Source organism: Cohnella endophytica (genome assembly GCF_003628305.1).
Classification (GTDB): domain Bacteria; phylum Bacillota; class Bacilli; order Paenibacillales; family Paenibacillaceae; genus Cohnella; species Cohnella endophytica.
The window spans coordinates 638,389-655,762 of the sequence record NZ_RBZM01000004.1; the positions used below are offsets into that span (position 1 = coordinate 638,389).

Sequence of the window (17,374 nt, forward strand, 5' to 3'; positions counted from 1 at the left end):
GCAGGCGGCATATGCTGTCTGCGTCGGTTGTTTATGCGGGACATCGGGCGCAACTCGAGGTGGGAAATCATGCAGGATGGTTTACAGCGATTGCAAGAACGCATCAACGTGACTTTTCGCAATTCCGCGTTGCTTAGACAAGCGTTCACGCATACGTCTTACGTTAACGAGCAGCGAGGGGCGCGGATCGCGCACAACGAGAGGCTCGAGTTTCTCGGAGACGCGGTGCTTCAGTTGACCGTGTCGGAATATTTGTACCGTCGTTATCCGGATTCTCCCGAAGGGGAAATGACCCGGTTGCGGGCGAGTATCGTCTGCGAACCGTCGCTTGTCCGTTTTGCCGAGGCGCTCGAATTCGGGCAGGTCGTGCTGCTGGGCAAAGGGGAGGAGCAAACCGGCGGTCGTACGCGGCCGTCGTTGCTTGCGGACGCTTTCGAAGCGTTCTTAGGAGCTCTGTACTTGGATCAGGGGTTGGAAGCCGCGCGCAATTTTCTGGAACGGCACATGTTCGAGCAATTGCCGGTCGACGGGCAAGCTCCGCTTAAGGATTACAAAACCGAACTGCAAGAAAAGATCCAACAGCTTTCGATGGGAGCGCTGGATTACACGATCGTGGAAGAGAAAGGTCCCGCGCATGACCGTGAGTTCGTATCGGTCGTCTCCATCGGCAATCAGCGTCTCGGGCAGGGATCCGGACGTTCGAAGAAGGAAGCGGAGCAAAGGGCGGCATCGCAGGCGCTTACGACTTTTCCCAAGCCGTTTCCCGGTTAAGAGAACGACTCGAGAGGAGTATTTGTCCTTATGTTTTTGAAAAGAATCGAGCTGACTGGGTTCAAGTCTTTCGCCGATCGTACCGAATTGGAATTCGTGCGTGGAATTACAGCGGTCGTCGGACCGAACGGCAGCGGTAAGAGCAACATTTCCGACGGTATCCGCTGGGTACTCGGGGAACAGAGCGCGAAGTCTCTTCGCGGCGGCAACATGCAGGACATTATTTTCGCGGGCAGCGATTCCCGTAAAGCGGTTAATTTCGGCGAGGTTTCCTTGACGCTGGATAATATGGATAAGGTGTTACCGCTGGACTTCAGCGAGGTAACGGTTACCCGTCGCGTTCACCGGAACGGGGAAAGCGAGTACTTAATCAATAAGCAACCTTGCCGGCTTAAGGATATTACCGAGTTGTTCATGGACACGGGGATCGGCCGCGAGGCATATTCGATCATCGGACAAGGCCGTATCGAAGAAATCTTGAGTACGCGTTCCGAGGACCGCCGCGGCATTTTCGAAGAGGCTTCCGGGATCGTCAAGTATAAGAGCCGTAAGAAGGAAGCCCAGAAGAAGCTCGAAGATACGGAAAACAACTTGCTGCGGATCCATGACCTCGTCAGCGAGCTGAAGGTCCAGATCGACCCGCTCAAGGAGCAATCGGAGAAAGCCGAAGCCTACAAGAAGTTAAAAGAGGAATTGAAAAATAAAGAAATCGCGTTATACGTTCATCAGATCGAAGGCGTGCACACGTCTTGGACTCAGACGAACGAACGTCTGACGGCGTTGCGCGAAGAGCAGTTGGGCTTGTCTACGTTCGTAAGCAAGCATGACGCGATTCTGGAAGAGGAACGGCAAGCTCTCGTTCAGCTCGAAGAGCTGCTCGAGAGATTGCAGGACGAGCTGCTTCGCTGCAGCGAAGAAACCGAGAAATCGGAAGGTTACGTCGAGCTGTTGAACGAACGCCGCGGACATTTGACCCGCACTCGCGAAGGGTTGCAGCAATCGCTGGCTTCCGCGGAAGAGCGATTCGCGCAAGCGACGGCGGAAGAAGCCGATCTGCGGAATAAACGCTCGGTATTGGAGGCGGAGTTATCCGCTTCTTCCGCGAAGCTGGCGGACGAGGAAGATCGGCTCGCTCTCGCGGACGGAAGCACGGAAGTCGAAGAGCGTCTGAAAGCGGAGCTGTTCGACACGTTAAACGCGATGGCGCAGGCCCGGAACGATATCCGTTACGGCGACGGCCAGCGGGAAGCGTTGGAGCGCCGCGTCGCGCGGATCGCGGAAGAGGAAGCGAAGCTTCTCGAGCAGACGGAAGCGCTGCAGGGAAAACGCGAGCGCCTCGAAGAGCGAATCGCCGAAGTGACGCGCACGCTCGCCGAGGTGCGCGACCGGTACGTGGCGGAAGGCGCACGATCGGGCGAACTGCAGCGCAAGCTGGAGGAAGCGCAAGCATCGGTGCGCCGCTGCGAGCAGAAGAAGGATGCGCTAGTCTCGCGTCGCGATACGATCAAGGAGCTACAGAACGATTACGACGGCTTCCAACACGGCGTTCGGGAAGTGCTTAAAGCGTCCAAACGCGGAAATCTGCATGGCGTGCATGGCGCGGTAGCGGAGTTGGTCAGCGTTCCGGGGCATCTGGAAGTCGCGATCGAAACCGCGCTCGGAGCGGCTTTGCAGCATATCGTCATGGAAGACGAGAAAAGCTCGCGAACGGCGATCGCTTATTTGAAACAACGGCAATCGGGGCGGGCCACGTTCTTGCCGCTCGACGTTATTCGACCAAGGAGTTTGTCGGATAGCGATCGCCGCGTCTTGGAGCAAGCCGAAGGCTTTATCGGCGTGGGTTCCGAACTCGTCGGATCCGAACCGAAATATGCCGCGATCGTCAGCAGCATGCTCGGCAACGTGCTTATCGCCGAGTCACTGGAGTTGGCGAACCGGATCGCATCCAGACTGCAATACCGTTACCGCGTAGTTACTCGCGACGGCGATGTCGTTAACGCCGGGGGATCGATGACGGGAGGTAGCCTGCAGAAGAAGTCGTCCAGCTTACTAGGTCGCCAACGGCAGCTCGAGGAGCTTGAACGGGAAATCAAGGAAGCGGAAGTCGCAAGGGAACAAGCGAAGGCGTTAGCTGACGACTTAAGGAAAGAATTGGCCCAGACGGCTCAAAATATCGAACAACTCCGCGACCAAGGGGAGCAAGAGCGGCTGCGGGAGCAGCAGACGGCCGGAGAAAGCGCGCAACTGAAACAGGACGAGAAGCTTATCGCCGAGCAGCATGCGGCCTTGCACTTAGAGAAAGCGGCTTTCGAAGCGGAAGCAGGCGGTCTGCGTACGAGCAAGGAAGAGGCGGAAGCTCGGCTTGCGACTCTGACGGCAGAAGAGCAGCGCATTCAAGAACGAATGCTTGAAGCGGAGGAATTGCGCCGCAAGAGCGCGTCGGCCAAGGAAGAATTGCAAGCGGCGCTCACTGAGATCAAGATTTCCATCGCGCGGATGGAGCAGGATCGCAGCGCGCTTGACGAGCAATCGGCACGCCATCGCGCCGACATTGCCCGTCTCACGGCGGAACGCAAGCAATTCAGGGAATCGCTCGAGCATAACGAGGCGGAATCCGCGCGTACCGAGCAAGAGTCGGTCGAGCATCGCGAACGTCTGAACGAGCTCCGCATTCAGAAGAAGCAATTCACGGAAAACATCGAGTTCAAGAGAGCGGACCGCGCGGAGAAACACCGCGAGCTCGAGCGCAAGGAAGGCGAGACGAAGGATCAGCGCGCGAAATTGCGGAACGTCGAAGAAGGCATGCGCCAAGCCGAGATCGCGGTCAACCGGATGGATGTCGAACTCGACAACTTGCTGCGCAAGCTGACCGAGGAATACGAGATCGGATTCGAGCTCGCCAAAGCGCGCTATCCGATGCCGGAAGACATCGTCGCAACCCAGAACGAAGTTCGCGACATGAAACGCAAAATCTCCTCGCTCGGCGACGTGAACTTGGGAGCTATCGAGGAATACAAAAGGGTATCCGAGCGATTCGATTTCCTCTCGGAGCAAGAGAACGATTTGATCGAAGCGAAGACGAAGCTGCATGGCATTATTCGCGAGATGGACGAAGAGATGTCTAAGCGGTTCCGCACGACATTCGAGGAAATCCGCAAGCATTTCGTCGTCGTATTCTCCCGGATGTTCGGCGGCGGTCGAGCCGATCTCGTGCTCGTCGAGCCGGATCGTCCGCTCGATACGGGCATCGACATCGTCGCCCAACCGCCGGGCAAGAAGCTGACGAACCTGCAGCTTCTGTCCGGGGGCGAGCGCGCGCTGACGGCGATCGCGTTGCTATTCGCGATTCTTAACGTCAAGCCCGTGCCGTTCTGCGTACTCGATGAAGTCGAAGCGGCGCTCGACGAGGCGAACGTTGCCCGTTATGCGCAGTACATGCGCGAATTCTCGGATTCGACGCAATTCATCGTCGTTACCCACCGCAAAGGGACGATGGAGGAAGCCGACGTGCTCTACGGGGTAACGATGGAAGAGGGCGGCGTATCGAAGCTCGTATCCGTCCGCCTGGAGGAAACGGAAGAGATGACGGCCACGGCTTAGCGCTCTCCGAGGCCGCTAATTCCGCGGAAGTGACTCCGTGAGCTGAAATAAGGCCCTCCGAGACCGCTAATCCGTGGAAGTAGCTCAGTGAGCCGAAATAAGGCCCTCCGAGACCGCTAATTCCGCAAAAGTAGCACCAAGAGTGGAAATAAGGCCCTCCGAGGCCGCTAAATCCGCGGAAGTAGCTAACAAGCTTGCATATATTATGTAGTTGCGATAGAGAGATAGGTTGGAGGAATCGAGCATGAGTTTTTTTAAGAGATTGCGGGAAAGCATCGCTTCGAAGACCGAAGCGGTAACGAGCAAGTTCCGCGACGGGCTGGCGAAGACGCGCGATGCGTTCGTCGGCAAGGTGGAGGAGTTGTTCAGCCGCCGCAAGAAAATCGACGAGGAATTTTTCGAGGAGCTCGAAGAGATCCTAATCGGCGCCGACGTTGGCGTCAACACGGTCATGGGATTGATCGACGAGCTGCGCGCGGAAGTGAAGAAGCGCAAGATCGAGGAGCCGTCCGAGCTCCGTCCGATCCTCTCGGAGAAGCTCGTAGGAATGCTGCAAGGCTCCGGCGATGAAGTCGGCATGAAAGAGAACGCCGACGGGATTACGGTGATCTTATTCGTTGGCGTTAACGGTGTCGGGAAAACGACGACGATCGGCAAGCTCGCTTGGCGATACAAGCAACAGGGTAAGAAGGTACTGCTAGCCGCGGGAGATACGTTCCGGGCCGGCGCCATCGAGCAACTGGAAGTTTGGGGCGGGCGCGTCGGCGTTGACGTGATTAGGCAAGAGTCGGGCTCCGATCCGGCGGCCGTTATGTTCGATGCCGTACAAGCGGCCAAAAAACAAAACGTCGACATCCTGATCTGCGATACGGCAGGACGCTTGCAGAACAAAAACAACCTGATGGAGGAGCTAGCCAAAATCCATCGGGTCATCCAACGCGAAATTCCGGGCGCGCCGCATGAAACGCTGCTCGTGCTCGACGCGACGACTGGACAGAACGCGCTTCAGCAGGCGAAGCTATTCGGAGAGAAAAGCGGGGTCACCGGACTCGTGCTCACGAAGCTCGACGGAACGGCCAAAGGCGGCATCGTGATCGCGATCCGCAACGAATTGTCGCTTCCGGTGAAGTTCGTCGGATTGGGCGAGCAGATGGACGACCTCCAGCAATTCGACGCCGATCAATTCGTGCATGCCTTATTCGCCGGCATGGCCGGAACCGAGGACAATGGCAACAAAGAAAACGATTAAGAATAATTCGCATTGCCATTCATCGGGCTAGATTTCGATATTGAAAAGCTTCAAACTGCAAACGACGGGGTATCGTGGAATAAACACGGATATCCCGTCGTTTCTGCGTTCTGATTTCCCTATTTTCTCGCTTTTTAGAAGGCTCATTAGGTCGAGATATAGGTTATTTATGATAAATTGCTCAGCATATCACATTAAAGTTGCCGAATTCCCTAATTTATGTAAAATGATAGGAGTAGATCATATTTCATAATAGGGCGGAAGAACAATGTCGAGATTAATGAGAATTGCGCGTAGCGTATTCAGATTTAGTCATGATCCCGGGTATCGAGGCACGAACATTCATAAAATCGCTTATTTTTTCTGGAATCGCAATTTCAAAAGAATGGCTTCGGTAGTAACTTCTTTTAATCATATCTTATCGGGTACGGCAATTGGACCTGGCGCAAAAATCCATCGCACGGCAGAGATCGTTCATGGGGGCGTTTTTATAGGTGAAACAGCCGAAATAGGTCCGAATTGCAAAATTATGCAAAATGTAACGATCGGAGCCAAGTTTAAAGATATAAATTCAAATAAAAGATTACATGCTATCTTAGAAGAAAACGTAGTCGTCTGTGCCGGAGCCGTTATTCTAGGTGCGGTCACGATCGGTCGCGACTCGGTGATTGGGCCGAATAGCGTTGTTACCAGAAGTATGCCACCCTATTCATTAGCGGTCGGAAATCCAGCAAAAATCCATAAGAAAAATACTCAATTGAACGAACAGAAATGTTAAAGAATGAACGCCGCTCCTAACCCGTAATACGGAAACGCCCTTATCGACCTCGTGTCGACAGGGCTTTTTTGTCGTTCCTCCGGAAAAATGTATTTTTGCTAAAAATCAACTCATATGTTATGTAATCTAACCATAAATTCCGTAATACGTTGATCAAGCTCGCACGTACAACATGAAATGAGGCTTTGGACAATCCGGACCCTTAAGGTCTAAGTAAGTGGTCGTCCGCGCTGCCCGGCGTGGAGCGTAGTAATGTATCCTTTTCTTACAACAAGCATTCTATGTAATAATATATTACATTATAATTGCAAACGATCATTAACAGCTATATTATGTTATATATATTTACTTATAATTCACATAATCGTTTAGGGAGGGCCATTTGCCAAGATTAGCTTGCAAGGGGAGGAACGTCCATGTGTATAACGGACGAGCAAGCTTTATCGAGCGAATGCGGATCGGCGGGACTTGGCATCAAGCTTGGAAGGTTCTGGCATTATTGAATCGCGAATCGTACTTGTTCGATCGCAAACGGTTAGAAAGTAGGCACATGCAACTTGGAGAGGGCGGATAAGCATGAAGACGAAATTGATTCGAAATGCGGTAATCATGACAATGAACGACAACAACGAGGTGCTCGAAGGCGACGTGGCAATCGCGGGTAACGTCATTATGGCGATCGGGAGCGAACTAGAGTTCGAAGCGGACGAAATCATCGACGCCGGGGGCAAGGTGTTGCTTCCCGGATTCGTGCAAACTCATATTCACTTGTGCCAGACTTTGTTTCGGGGACGGGCGGACGATTTGGCGTTAATCGACTGGCTCCGCCAGAAAATATGGCCTCTCGAAGCCGCGCACAACGAAGACTCGGTATACTACTCTGCTTTGCTAGGAATCGGGGAGCTCATCCGAAGCGGTACAACGACGATTCTGGACATGGAAACCGTTCATCATACGGATGCGGCTTTTCGGGCGATCGAGGAAAGCGGTTTGCGTGCATTGTCCGGCAAAGTGATGATGGATTATGGGACGGAAGTCCCGCTAGCGTTGCAGGAGGTCACGGAGACGTCGCTCCGGCAAAGCGTCGATCTGCTCGAACGCTGGCACGGCGCGGCTAACGGACGCATCCAATACGCGTTCTGTCCGCGATTCGTCGTCTCTTGCACAGAGGAGCTGCTCGTAGGAGTAAGGGACTTATCGGAGCAATATAATGTTAAGGTGCATACGCACGCTTCGGAAAATAAAGACGAGATCGCATTGGTGGAAGCCGAGCGAGGCATGCGAAACGTTGTTTACTTGGATCATATCGGTTTGGCGCGTCCGAATCTTATTCTCGCCCATAGCATTTGGCTCGACGACGAAGAGAAACGGATTATACGCGAACGCGGCGTTAAGGTGACGCATTGTCCCGGCTCCAACATGAAGTTGGCTTCGGGGATCGCCCAAGTGCCGGAATTGATGCGGGAGGGCATCCCCGTCGGCATTGGTGCCGACGGAGCTCCATGCAACAACAATCTCGATATGTTCCAAGAAATGCGCTTGACCGCTTTTATCCAAAAAATTCAGCACGGCCCTACGGTCATGGACGCGAGGACGGTGCTGCGAATGGCGACGATGGGCGGAGCCGAGGTGCTCGGAATGGAGGAAGAAATCGGAAGCATCGAAGTCGGTAAGCTAGCCGATCTTCAGATTCTAGACCTGGAAGATTTCCATGCTTATCCGTCCTATGACGCGGATTGGTTTTCCAGAGTCGTCTATGCGGCTACCCGGGGAGACGTGGATACCGTGATGATCGATGGAGAAATCGTTATGAGGGGCAAAATCGTTAAGACGATCGACCGCAAACGCGTGTTAAAGGAGTCGGATCGCGCGCTTCGCGGTTTGTTGAACAGAATCGGCTAATCGAGGAGAGAACGCAATGGATGGATACGCCGTCTTGTCCTATGCGCATCGCGTCGGAAAACCTGCCGTGCTTGCGACCCTCGTTCACGCGCAAGGACATTCCTATCGCAAGCCGGGCGCGACGATGCTGTTGCTTCCGGATGGGGGGAAGATCGGATGCTTAAGCTCGGGCTGCTTGGAGGCCGATCTTCAACTCAGATCCGAACAACTCCTTATCTCTGACGAAGCCGAGATTGTTACTTATAATTTGCAGCCCGAAGAGGATGCGATCTGGGGAGAGGCCATCGGATGCGGTGGCATGCTTCGGATACTGCTGGAGCCGCTTGGCTCCGATTGTATGTCGATGCTCGCCGATGCTTATCGGATTGTCGAATCCGGCAGGGAGGTCGAATGGCTTCGCTATTCCTCCGCAAGGAGGAAGCTCGAATACGAGCTCGTGCCGCGTCTTTTCGACGGTATCCCTTTGGCTCAGGATCGCGGGCAAACGAAGCAAACGAAGCAAACGAAGCAAGGGAGCGAATCATTGTTTTCTACCGTATTCAGACCGCGTGCGAGACTGTTCGTTTTCGGAGCGGACGAAGGCACCTTGCCGATCGCGAGACTGGCCGGCCAGGTCGGCTTCCGTATCGCGATCGGAGATTGGAGAGCTTCAGTGGCCAATTCCGAGAGGTATCCGGATGCCGAGATCGCCGTGGGATCGCGGGAAGAAATCATGGATTCGCTCCGGCTTGGCTCGGAGGATTATGTGCTCATCTGCGGTCATCAACTTCGCAAGGATCGGGAGATGCTGGAATGCGTGCTGCCGATCCGACCTGCCTTTCTCGGAATAATGGGCTCCAAGAGTCGTATCGGTCATTTGCTTGAAGGATTAACGAAGAGCGAGTTTACTCTCGTATCCGCGCCCGTAGGCCTCGACATCGGAGCGGAAGGGCCGGAGGAAATCGCCGTAAGCATAGTGGCTCAGCTCATTGCGACAAGAAAAGAACGAATGAAGGATCGGAGAGTGAGCACCATTGCGAGTCGCGGGAATGTACTTGGCTGCTGGAGCGAGCAAGAGGATGTTCATACCGAAGCTACGCATGGAACTTGCTCCCGGTAAAAAGCTGGGCTCGTTCGCGCTGGAGGCGATGCGCGCAAACAAGCGGATCGGATCGATCTCCGTCGTCGTCAAAGAGCAAGACGTACGTGAAGAACGGAGCTGGCTCCCGGACGATGAAGCCGATGATCCGTCGCTCAGAATCGTTCCTTGTCCAGACGCCGCCTACGGAATGTCATATTCGCTTCGCGCCGGTTTAAGCGATGTTCTGGCGGCGGAGGTACACCCGGATGCGATCATTATCGCTCTAGCCGATCAACCTTTTATTACGCCTGATTTGATTGACGGCTTAATTCAAACCTATCAAGACGATCGCCGATTGGATTTCGTCGCCTGCGCCGGCGATGCAATCGCGGTTCCTCCGGTGCTGTTCGCTCCTTCGATGTATAAAGCATTAAGCGAGCTCGAAGGAGATGCTGGAGCGCGTAAGTTGCTGTCTTCTCCCCGATACAGGGGGGAGGTGGTGCAGGCATCTAGCGGACTAATGTTATTAGACATCGATACGCGGCAAGATTTCGAAGAAGCGCGGCGATGTTGTGCGGGTTTGATTAAGTAAGGGGGCAACAAGGAAGAGCGATCTGGCGTCGGATGAGATGCGTCAAATTTGCAAGCAATTCGGTCAACTCGCGGCGAACGCCCATATGGATTTCAGCGCAGAGACCGTAGAAATCCATCAGTTGACCCGAAATCTAGATACGTATATGATTCCGACATGGGCCGATCTTAGCGGTGAGATCGAAGTCGAGGCCAACGAAGAGCTTACCGCGGAGGAAAACGAGAAGCATTATCGGGTAACCTATGCAGATGTACCGGCTACGGCGAAATCGTCCGTTCCGTCCATCGGGCTGCTATACAAGGGAGGATTAAGTCATGAGAACGAAACCGGGCATTCCGATGCTCGTGATTAGCAAGATGAGCAAAGATCAATTTATCGAAGTTCTTGGGGGTATTTTCGAGAATGCGCCATGGGTAGCGGAAGGCGCTTGGGAGCACCGCCCGTTCAAAACCCGCAAACAGCTCCATGATCGGATGATCGGTATCGTCAAGGAAGCCCCGGAGGAAACGATATTGGCATTGTTCCGCGGGCATCCCGATCTGGCGACCCGATTGGAAGTGACGGAATATTCCGCTGCCGAACAGCAAGGAGCGGGACTGAGTCAGCTGACGCATGAAGAATACGAGGAGTTCGCCGCTTACAACCGTGAATATACGGAGAAATTCGGGTTCCCGTTCATTATGGCGGTCAAGGGAAAAAGCAAAAACGAGATTTTATTGGCGATGAAAATCCGGATTCATCATATCGTCGCGGAGGAGCGGGATACCGCGCTCGGGGAAATCGCGAAAATTACGGGATTCCGGTTGGAAGATTTGTTGGAAGTCTAATATCCTCGGTTTATATCTTTACATGCTTTCTCTTATATAGAACCGGTATTGCAGCTGCTATAAGGATCATGCCCATAAAAGCAGGTGCGGAATGACCAAGCGATACATAGATTTGCCCTCCGATGATTGGCCCGATCATTCTGGCTAAAGCCTGAATAGATTGGCTGCCTCCTTGAATCCTTCCTTGTTCGCTAGAATCGACGGACTTGGAAAGCATTCCGTTGAATGAAGGCCCGAAGATCGAATCGCCAAATCCAAATATAAACATACCGGCGATAAAAAGAGGGAAGAACGAGAACAAAGCCGAGGCTGCGATAAGTCCGTAACCTATAATCTCCGCAACCATTCCAAGCATCGCTATCTGTTTATCGCTGAGTTTTATCAAAAGCTTCGGCATGATGAAGCCTTGTGAAACGATGTCTTGGATGCCCATGATCGAAAACATAAGTCCGATTAGCGCAGGTTTCCAACTGAAAGTATCCATCGTAAATTGTGAAAAAACGGCCTGTAAAGATCCGTTCGGTATCCAAAGCAAGAACGCTGAGACAAGCAGCCTTTTTAAGTTTTTCATGGAAAGAAGGTTTGCGAGCTGGGTAAATGGATTCAGTCTTACAAAGGTAATCTCTTTCAGTCTATTATTCTTACTAAGGCTCTCGGGCATAAAATAGAATCCATAAACGACATTCAATAAAGTTATGAATGCTCCAAAATACAGGGGTACGGAATAACCGAACTTGGCAAGCAACCCGCCTAGAGTCGGACCAATGACTGTGCCTACGCCTACAACCGCACTCACCCATCCAAAGTATTTGGTTCTCTGTTCTGGAGGAATGATGTCGGCGAAATAGGCGAAGATGGTGCCAATGCTCCCGCCTGTTATGCCTTCTATTATGCGCCCGGCAAATAGTACCCACAGAGCTCCTCCTATGCCAAAAACGATATACCCGATCGCGGAACCCAAAAGGCATACTAAGAGTAAGGGGCGGCGGCCATATTTGTCGCTCAAAGCTCCAAGTACGGGAGCCGCGAAAAACACACAGAATGCATAAACAGAGGTCAGCAGCGTAACGACTATAGCTTGTTCTCCCGGATTGCTAATATAAGGCTGTACTAAGAATGGGACGACAGGTGCTATGATACTGAAGCCTATTCCGCAAAGAAACACGGAGATAAGACCGAATATTAAAGCGTGTTTATCTACGGTTTGTTCTGTGTTCTGTTTATTGCTCGATCCAAATTTGAACATTAAATTCTCCCCTCAGAAGTTGCGATTTTGAATTTTGATTCCTTGGAAACATAATCATCGTATCTCGACTTTGTTTCCTTGTCAACAAAATGGCTGCAATAAAAAAGCAGCCTGTTCTCCAAAGAGTTGGGCTGCCTGTGGTTTCAAATTGATGATTCAAAGTTATTCCGACTTCATGTCTAGACCCTGTTTCTTTATTACTGCATCCAAATGCCTGCTATACTTTTCCACGAAGCTTAGCATACTGTCGAATTGTTCCTCGGTTACCTGCTCGAATACGGCTTTATCCCGCTCTTGAAACTCTTTGTGCAGGTCCTCATGGATTTTATCAATTACTTTCCCTTGCGCGGTAAGCCTAAAATAGATTTCTTTCTTGTTATCCGATTTCTGGTAGCTCTCGATAAGGCCTTTTTTTATGAGCTTCTGAGTTAATTTACTTATGGCGCCGCGAGTCATATAAAAGGACTCCGCGAGTTTTGTCACGTTGGAATCCGCATTTTTTTCAATATACTCGATGCAGTGTACTTCAGAGGACGTATAACCCTTAAGACTATCTTCCATCTTATTTTTATTAAGCCAAACTATCTTGTTATATAAGTCCCTGAAACCCATCAGGACCTGATCTTCTTTTTTCATCGCCTGTCCTCCCACCCGTCGGTGAATTAACAATAGTATATTGAATTATTGTTTCCGTTTCAGCAATATTAGTAATAATTATTTTAGGAATTGAGCTTTACGTGAAAAAAGAGAACCAAAAGCGTCTAAGTACTGAGTAATACCGTGGTTATTTTCAGGTTCAACTTATTAAGTATTTAGTGTTAAGTGTTTTCCCTTGACATCCTATCGGCGATTGGGTAATATGGTTGAAGCACCGATATTGTAAAGGGTTTTTCCTTGACAATGAATTAGCGGATTAAGCGAGCGCGGGCCGGATCGTCGGAAGCGCGGAAGCGGCCGCTGGGGAATGAAGGGAGCAGCCATTGTGCACGGGGAGAACGCGCTTGAGAAAACGAACCGAATCAATGCGTTGTACGATTTTTACGGACCTTTGTTAACCGACAAACAGCAAACGTTCCTGAAATGTTATTTTCACGATGATTATACGTTAGGCGAGATCGCCGCAGATTTCCGGATTAGCAGGCAAGCGGTGTACGAGCATTTGAAGCGGGCGGAGCAGGTGTTGGAGGATTACGAATCCAAGCTGAAGCTCATCGACCGCCACGAACGGTTGCATGCGGGCATTGACTTACTGGAAACGCAAATCGCCGGCCTTCCGAACGAATGGCGCGAGTCGCTAACGGAAACCGCCGCCAAGCTGCGTAACGCGGAATAACACAATCGATAGATATGAATGAACAACCGTTCCGAAGGAGGGATGGGAAATGGCTTTCGAAGGATTATCGACCCGGCTGCAGAACGTGTTCGGCAAGCTGAAGGGCCGAGGTAAAGTAACGGAGGACGACGTCAACGACGCGATGCGCGAGGTTCGCCTCGCCATGCTGGAAGCGGACGTTAACTTCAAAGTCGTCAAGGACTTCATCGCCAAGGTGAAAGAGAAGGCACTAGGGCAAGAGGTCGTCAAGAGCTTCACCCCCGCGATGGTCATCATCGACATCGTCAATAAGGAACTGACCGAGCTCATGGGCGGCACGCAGTCGAAGCTGGCGAAGGCGAACAAGCCTCCGACGGTCATCCTGATGGCGGGTTTGCAAGGCGCCGGTAAAACGACGCTAACCGGCAAGCTGGCCAAGCTGTTGCAATCGCAGAGCCATAAGCCGTTGCTCGTCGCGGGCGATATTTACCGTCCGGCCGCGATCAAGCAATTACAAGTGCTCGGAGGACAGATCGACGTTCCGGTATTTACGCTCGGCGATCAGGTCAGTCCCGTCGAGATCGCCAAGAAGGGCGTCCAGCAGGCCAAAGATCAAGGACACGATTATGTTCTGATCGATACCGCCGGCCGCTTGCAGATCGATGCCGAGCTGATGCAAGAGATCAAAGATATTCACACCGCGGTAAACCCCGACGAAGTTTTGCTTGTCGTCGACGCGATGACCGGTCAAGAAGCCGTTAACGTAGCCCAGAGCTTCCACGAACAGCTTGCGCTCACGGGCGTCGTCCTGACGAAGCTCGATGGCGATACCCGCGGCGGAGCCGCCTTGTCCGTCAAAGCCGTTACCGGTTGCCCGATCAAATTCGCGTCCACGGGCGAACGAATCGATCAGTTGGAGGCGTTCCATCCGGATCGGATGGCTTCGCGGATTCTCGGAATGGGAGATATGTTATCCCTGATCGAGAAAGCCCAGACGAACATGGATGCGGAGAAAGCGAAGGAAATGGAGCGCAAGATGCGCACCGCGGACTTTACTTTCGACGACTTCCTGGAGCAAATGGAGCAAGTCCGCAAGATGGGCCCGCTCGAGCAATTGCTCGATATGATGCCCGGCATGGGCAAGCTCAAGAACAATCCGAATTTCAAGATCGACGAGAAGCAGATCGCCCGCACCGAAGCGATCGCCAAGTCGATGACGAAGGCGGAGAAGAAAAAACCCGACATCATCAACTACAGCCGTCGCAAGCGGATCGCCGCGGGAAGCGGAACGACGCTGGCCGACGTGAACCGTCTCCTGAAGCAATTCGAGGACATGAAGAAGATGATGAAACAGTTCTCCGGCATGATGGGTCCGAAAGGACCGAAGGGCGGCATGAAGGGCCTGAAAAACATGCTCGGCGGCGGCAAAGGCATGAAGTTCCCGTTCTAAGTTCCGCTTAGGACATCGAATAGGCATCGCATTTTTTTCAAGGAGGTGAAAGTCAATGTCAGTTCGCATTCGTTTGAAACGTATCGGCGCTCATAAAGCTCCGTTTTATCGCGTAGTCGTATCGGATTCCCGTTCCCCGCGCGATGGTCGTTTTATTGAAGAAATCGGCGTGTACAATCCGGTTGCTCAACCGGTTCAAGTACAAATCGACGAGGAAAAAGCTTTGAAATGGCTGCAAAACGGCGCGCAAGCGTCCGATACAGTTCGCAACCTTCTGAGCACAGCCGGCGTTATGAAGAAATTCCACGAATCCAAGCTCCAGAAGTAATCGTCAATTACCGGAGGGCTGAGCCATGGAACAATTGATTCGGGTTATCGCCCGAGCTTTGGTGGATCATCCGGAAGACGTGCAAATTCAGGTCAAGGAAGACGCGAGAGGCCTGGTGTACGAGCTTTCCGTTCATCCCGACGATGTCGGTAAAGTAATCGGCAAGCAGGGACGCATCGCGAAAGCGCTGCGTACGGTAGTCTCTTCCGCCGCCGTCAAGGAGCGGAAGCGCGTCATCGTGGACATAGTTTCGGAATAATCGGTAAAGAGTCGTATCGTGCTCAAGCATGGTGCGGCTTTTTTCATATGCGTCGCCTTTAAGTCCGCATAATCGGAGGACATCATACATAGGTTTGCGAAAAACGTCCCGGGTGCTTTATGATGAAGAAAGAAGATTGTGGCTTGAAGAGTTGAAGGGAGTTACATCCATGTCCGACGGGCGCTTGCTCAACATAGGTAAAGTAGTGAATACGCATGGCATCAAAGGGGAATTGAAAATTTGGCCGCAGACGGATTTCCCGGAAGTCCGGTTTAAGCCGGGCAATAAACTGATGATGGTCCCGCCGGAATCCGGAGATCCGATTACGGTCGAGATCGTTTCCGCGCGCGAACAGAAGAAGATGTACGTCGTCAAGATCAAGGGCTTCGATAACATCAACCAAGTGGAAAAATATAAAGGCTGGGAAATGAAGGTTTCCGACGAAGAACGCGTGCCGTTAGACGAAGGCGAATATTACGTGCGCGATATCGTGGGCTGCGAGGTCGAGACCGAAGAGGGCGAAATACTCGGTACCGTCACGGATATTTTGTCGCCGGGCGCGAACGATATATGGGTAGTCAAGATGGCGAAGGGCAAGGAGCTGCTTCTGCCGGTCATCGACGACGTCGTGCTGAATGTAGACGTATCCGCTCGCAAGATCAAAGTGCACCTGATGGAAGGGTTGCTCTAGACATGCGGATCGACGTAATGACATTATTCCCGGAAATGTTCGACGGCGTGTTCGGTTCGAGCATTCTCGGCAAGGCCCGCGATAAGGGGATCGTCTCGCTGAACACCGTTAATTTCCGCGACTTCTCGAATAACAAGCACAATACGGTGGACGATATGCCGTATGGCGGAGGCGGAGGCATGGTGCTCAAGGCGGAGCCCATATTCGGAGCGGTCGAACACGTTCTCGAGCAACAAGCCGAGCTAACGGCCGAAGGAAAGAAACCGCGAGTTATCCTCATGTGTCCCCAGGGGAAGACGTTCTCTCAGGAGATCGCACGGGAGTTGTCCGAGGAGTCGCACTTGATCTTCATTTGCGGCCACTACGAGGGCTACGACGAGCGCATACGCGAGTTTCTCGTGACGGACGAGCTGTCGGTCGGGGACTATGTCCTAACGGGGGGGGAGCTTCCCGCCATGGTCGTCGTCGACTCGGTCGTCAGGCTGCTGCCCGGCGTACTCGGCAACGAGCTGTCCGCGGTCACGGATTCGTTCAGCGACGGTCTCTTGGAATATCCGCACTATACGCGTCCCGCTGAGTTCCGAGGCTGGAAAGTTCCCGATGCGCTGTTATCCGGTCATCACGCGGAAATCGGCAAATGGCGGAGACGTCAATCGCTGGAACGAACGCTGGAGCGGCGCCCGGAATTGTTGGAGCAGGCGGAGTTAACGCCGGAGGAACGCAAGTGGCTTAAGCAGGCACGTATAGAACGTGCGCAGAAGGACGAAGATAGGAAGTAATGGTTGTATTCCGCACGCGGATATGATAAAATTTCAAATGTTGTTTTGTCTTTCTTCTCCGCTCGGAGAGGACAAACGGTGCGACACAAGTAGGACGGTCCTCTGCACGCCAAGATCCGGGTGAAAGCATTCGGGGAGCGGGGTACGAACGTCTGTTATGGAAGGAGTGAAAACTCTATGAGTAACCTGATTCAAGCGATTACACAAGAGCAATTGCGCAAGGACGTTCCTAACTTCCGTCCGGGCGATACGCTTAAAGTACACGTGAAAGTCGTCGAGGGTTCCCGTGAGCGCGTACAGTTGTTCGAAGGCGTTGTAATCAAACGTCGCGGCGGCGGTATTAGCGAAACATTCACGGTACGCAAAATTTCTTACGGCGTCGGCGTAGAACGTGCTTTCCCAGTACATTCCCCGCGTCTTGAGAAAATCGAAGTCGCTCGTCGCGGTAAAGTTCGCCGCGCGAAACTGTACTACCTGCGTAACCTTCGCGGTAAAGCAGCGCGTATTAAAGAAATTCGATAATCGGCGTC

The 17,374-nt window shown here is 52.6% G+C and carries 18 protein-coding genes and 1 pseudogene; 17 read left to right on the forward strand and 2 right to left on the reverse strand.

What is annotated here, in order from left to right:
- Positions 1–69 precede the first annotated feature (69 nt).
- From rnc to uraD, 10 genes and pseudogenes are all read left to right on the forward strand, one after another.
- Positions 70–771 (forward strand): ribonuclease III, encoded by a 702-nt coding sequence (gene rnc, locus D7Z26_RS09520; RefSeq protein ID WP_120976150.1) that lies wholly within the window; start codon positions 70–72, stop codon positions 769–771.
- A 30-nt stretch (positions 772–801) separates the two neighbouring features.
- On the forward strand, positions 802–4,371 hold the full coding sequence (gene smc / locus D7Z26_RS09525; protein WP_120976152.1) for a chromosome segregation protein SMC: 3,570 nt from the start codon (positions 802–804) through the stop codon (positions 4,369–4,371).
- A gap of 244 nt (positions 4,372–4,615) precedes the next feature.
- On the forward strand, positions 4,616–5,620 hold the full coding sequence (ftsY, locus tag D7Z26_RS09530; RefSeq protein WP_120976154.1) for a signal recognition particle-docking protein FtsY: 1,005 nt from the start codon (positions 4,616–4,618) through the stop codon (positions 5,618–5,620).
- Between the two features lie 268 nt (positions 5,621–5,888).
- Complete coding sequence (locus D7Z26_RS09535; protein ID WP_120976156.1) at positions 5,889–6,398, forward strand: serine O-acetyltransferase; 510 nt, start codon at positions 5,889–5,891, stop codon at positions 6,396–6,398.
- Positions 6,399–6,816: 418 nt separating this feature from the next.
- Entirely contained in the window at positions 6,817–6,972 is a 156-nt protein-coding gene (locus tag D7Z26_RS27290; protein ID WP_158602252.1) for a hypothetical protein, read from the forward strand.
- Between the two features lie 2 nt (positions 6,973–6,974).
- On the forward strand, positions 6,975–8,300 hold the full coding sequence (locus D7Z26_RS09540) for a 5'-deoxyadenosine deaminase (protein ID WP_120976158.1): 1,326 nt from the start codon (positions 6,975–6,977) through the stop codon (positions 8,298–8,300).
- Between the two features lie 16 nt (positions 8,301–8,316).
- Positions 8,317–9,399: an XdhC family protein gene (locus tag D7Z26_RS09545; RefSeq protein WP_120976160.1), complete on the forward strand. Its 1,083-nt coding sequence runs from the start codon at positions 8,317–8,319 to the stop codon at positions 9,397–9,399.
- Positions 9,359–9,952, forward strand: a complete 594-nt coding sequence (locus D7Z26_RS09550; RefSeq protein ID WP_158602253.1) for a nucleotidyltransferase family protein — start codon at positions 9,359–9,361, stop codon at positions 9,950–9,952. Before D7Z26_RS09545 ends, D7Z26_RS09550 begins: the two co-directional genes overlap by 41 nt.
- A gap of 249 nt (positions 9,953–10,201) precedes the next feature.
- Positions 10,202–10,270, forward strand: a pseudogene (locus D7Z26_RS09555) (hypothetical protein); the annotation flags it as partial.
- Positions 10,267–10,779: a 2-oxo-4-hydroxy-4-carboxy-5-ureidoimidazoline decarboxylase gene (uraD, locus tag D7Z26_RS09560; protein ID WP_120976163.1), complete on the forward strand. Its 513-nt coding sequence runs from the start codon at positions 10,267–10,269 to the stop codon at positions 10,777–10,779. The pseudogene D7Z26_RS09555 and the gene uraD, both read left to right, overlap by 4 nt.
- Positions 10,780–10,789: 10 nt before the next feature.
- Here uraD and D7Z26_RS09565 read toward each other — a convergent pair whose 3' ends face one another.
- Positions 10,790–12,025 carry an MFS transporter gene (locus D7Z26_RS09565; RefSeq protein WP_120976165.1) on the reverse strand — a complete coding sequence of 412 codons (1,236 nt, stop codon included), beginning with the start codon at positions 12,023–12,025 and terminating at the stop codon, positions 10,790–10,792.
- A 162-nt stretch (positions 12,026–12,187) separates the two neighbouring features.
- A complete protein-coding gene (locus D7Z26_RS09570) occupies positions 12,188–12,661 on the reverse strand; it encodes a MarR family transcriptional regulator (protein WP_120976167.1) in 474 nt (157 codons plus the stop codon).
- Between the two features lie 328 nt (positions 12,662–12,989).
- Here D7Z26_RS09570 and ylxM point away from each other — a divergent pair, with 328 nt between their 5' ends.
- From ylxM to rplS, 7 genes are all read left to right on the forward strand, one after another.
- The gene (gene ylxM / locus D7Z26_RS09575; protein WP_407643492.1) at positions 12,990–13,358 is read left to right on the forward strand and encodes a YlxM family DNA-binding protein; all 369 of its coding nucleotides are present in this window, start codon (positions 12,990–12,992) and stop codon (positions 13,356–13,358) included.
- A 49-nt stretch (positions 13,359–13,407) separates the two neighbouring features.
- Positions 13,408–14,787, forward strand: coding sequence for a signal recognition particle protein (ffh, locus tag D7Z26_RS09580; RefSeq protein WP_120976171.1), 1,380 nt, complete (start codon positions 13,408–13,410; stop codon positions 14,785–14,787).
- 55 nt (positions 14,788–14,842) lie between these two features.
- Entirely contained in the window at positions 14,843–15,115 is a 273-nt protein-coding gene (gene rpsP, locus D7Z26_RS09585) for a 30S ribosomal protein S16 (RefSeq protein WP_120976173.1), read from the forward strand.
- Positions 15,116–15,140: 25 nt separating this feature from the next.
- The gene (locus D7Z26_RS09590) at positions 15,141–15,374 is read left to right on the forward strand and encodes a KH domain-containing protein (protein WP_115990949.1); all 234 of its coding nucleotides are present in this window, start codon (positions 15,141–15,143) and stop codon (positions 15,372–15,374) included.
- Positions 15,375–15,543: 169 nt separating this feature from the next.
- A complete protein-coding gene (rimM, locus tag D7Z26_RS09595; RefSeq protein WP_120976175.1) occupies positions 15,544–16,065 on the forward strand; it encodes a ribosome maturation factor RimM in 522 nt (173 codons plus the stop codon).
- 2 nt (positions 16,066–16,067) lie between these two features.
- A complete protein-coding gene (gene trmD, locus D7Z26_RS09600) occupies positions 16,068–16,844 on the forward strand; it encodes a tRNA (guanosine(37)-N1)-methyltransferase TrmD (RefSeq protein ID WP_120976177.1) in 777 nt (258 codons plus the stop codon).
- 177 nt (positions 16,845–17,021) lie between these two features.
- On the forward strand, positions 17,022–17,366 hold the full coding sequence (gene rplS / locus D7Z26_RS09605; RefSeq protein WP_115990952.1) for a 50S ribosomal protein L19: 345 nt from the start codon (positions 17,022–17,024) through the stop codon (positions 17,364–17,366).
- Positions 17,367–17,374: the final 8 nt, after the last annotated feature.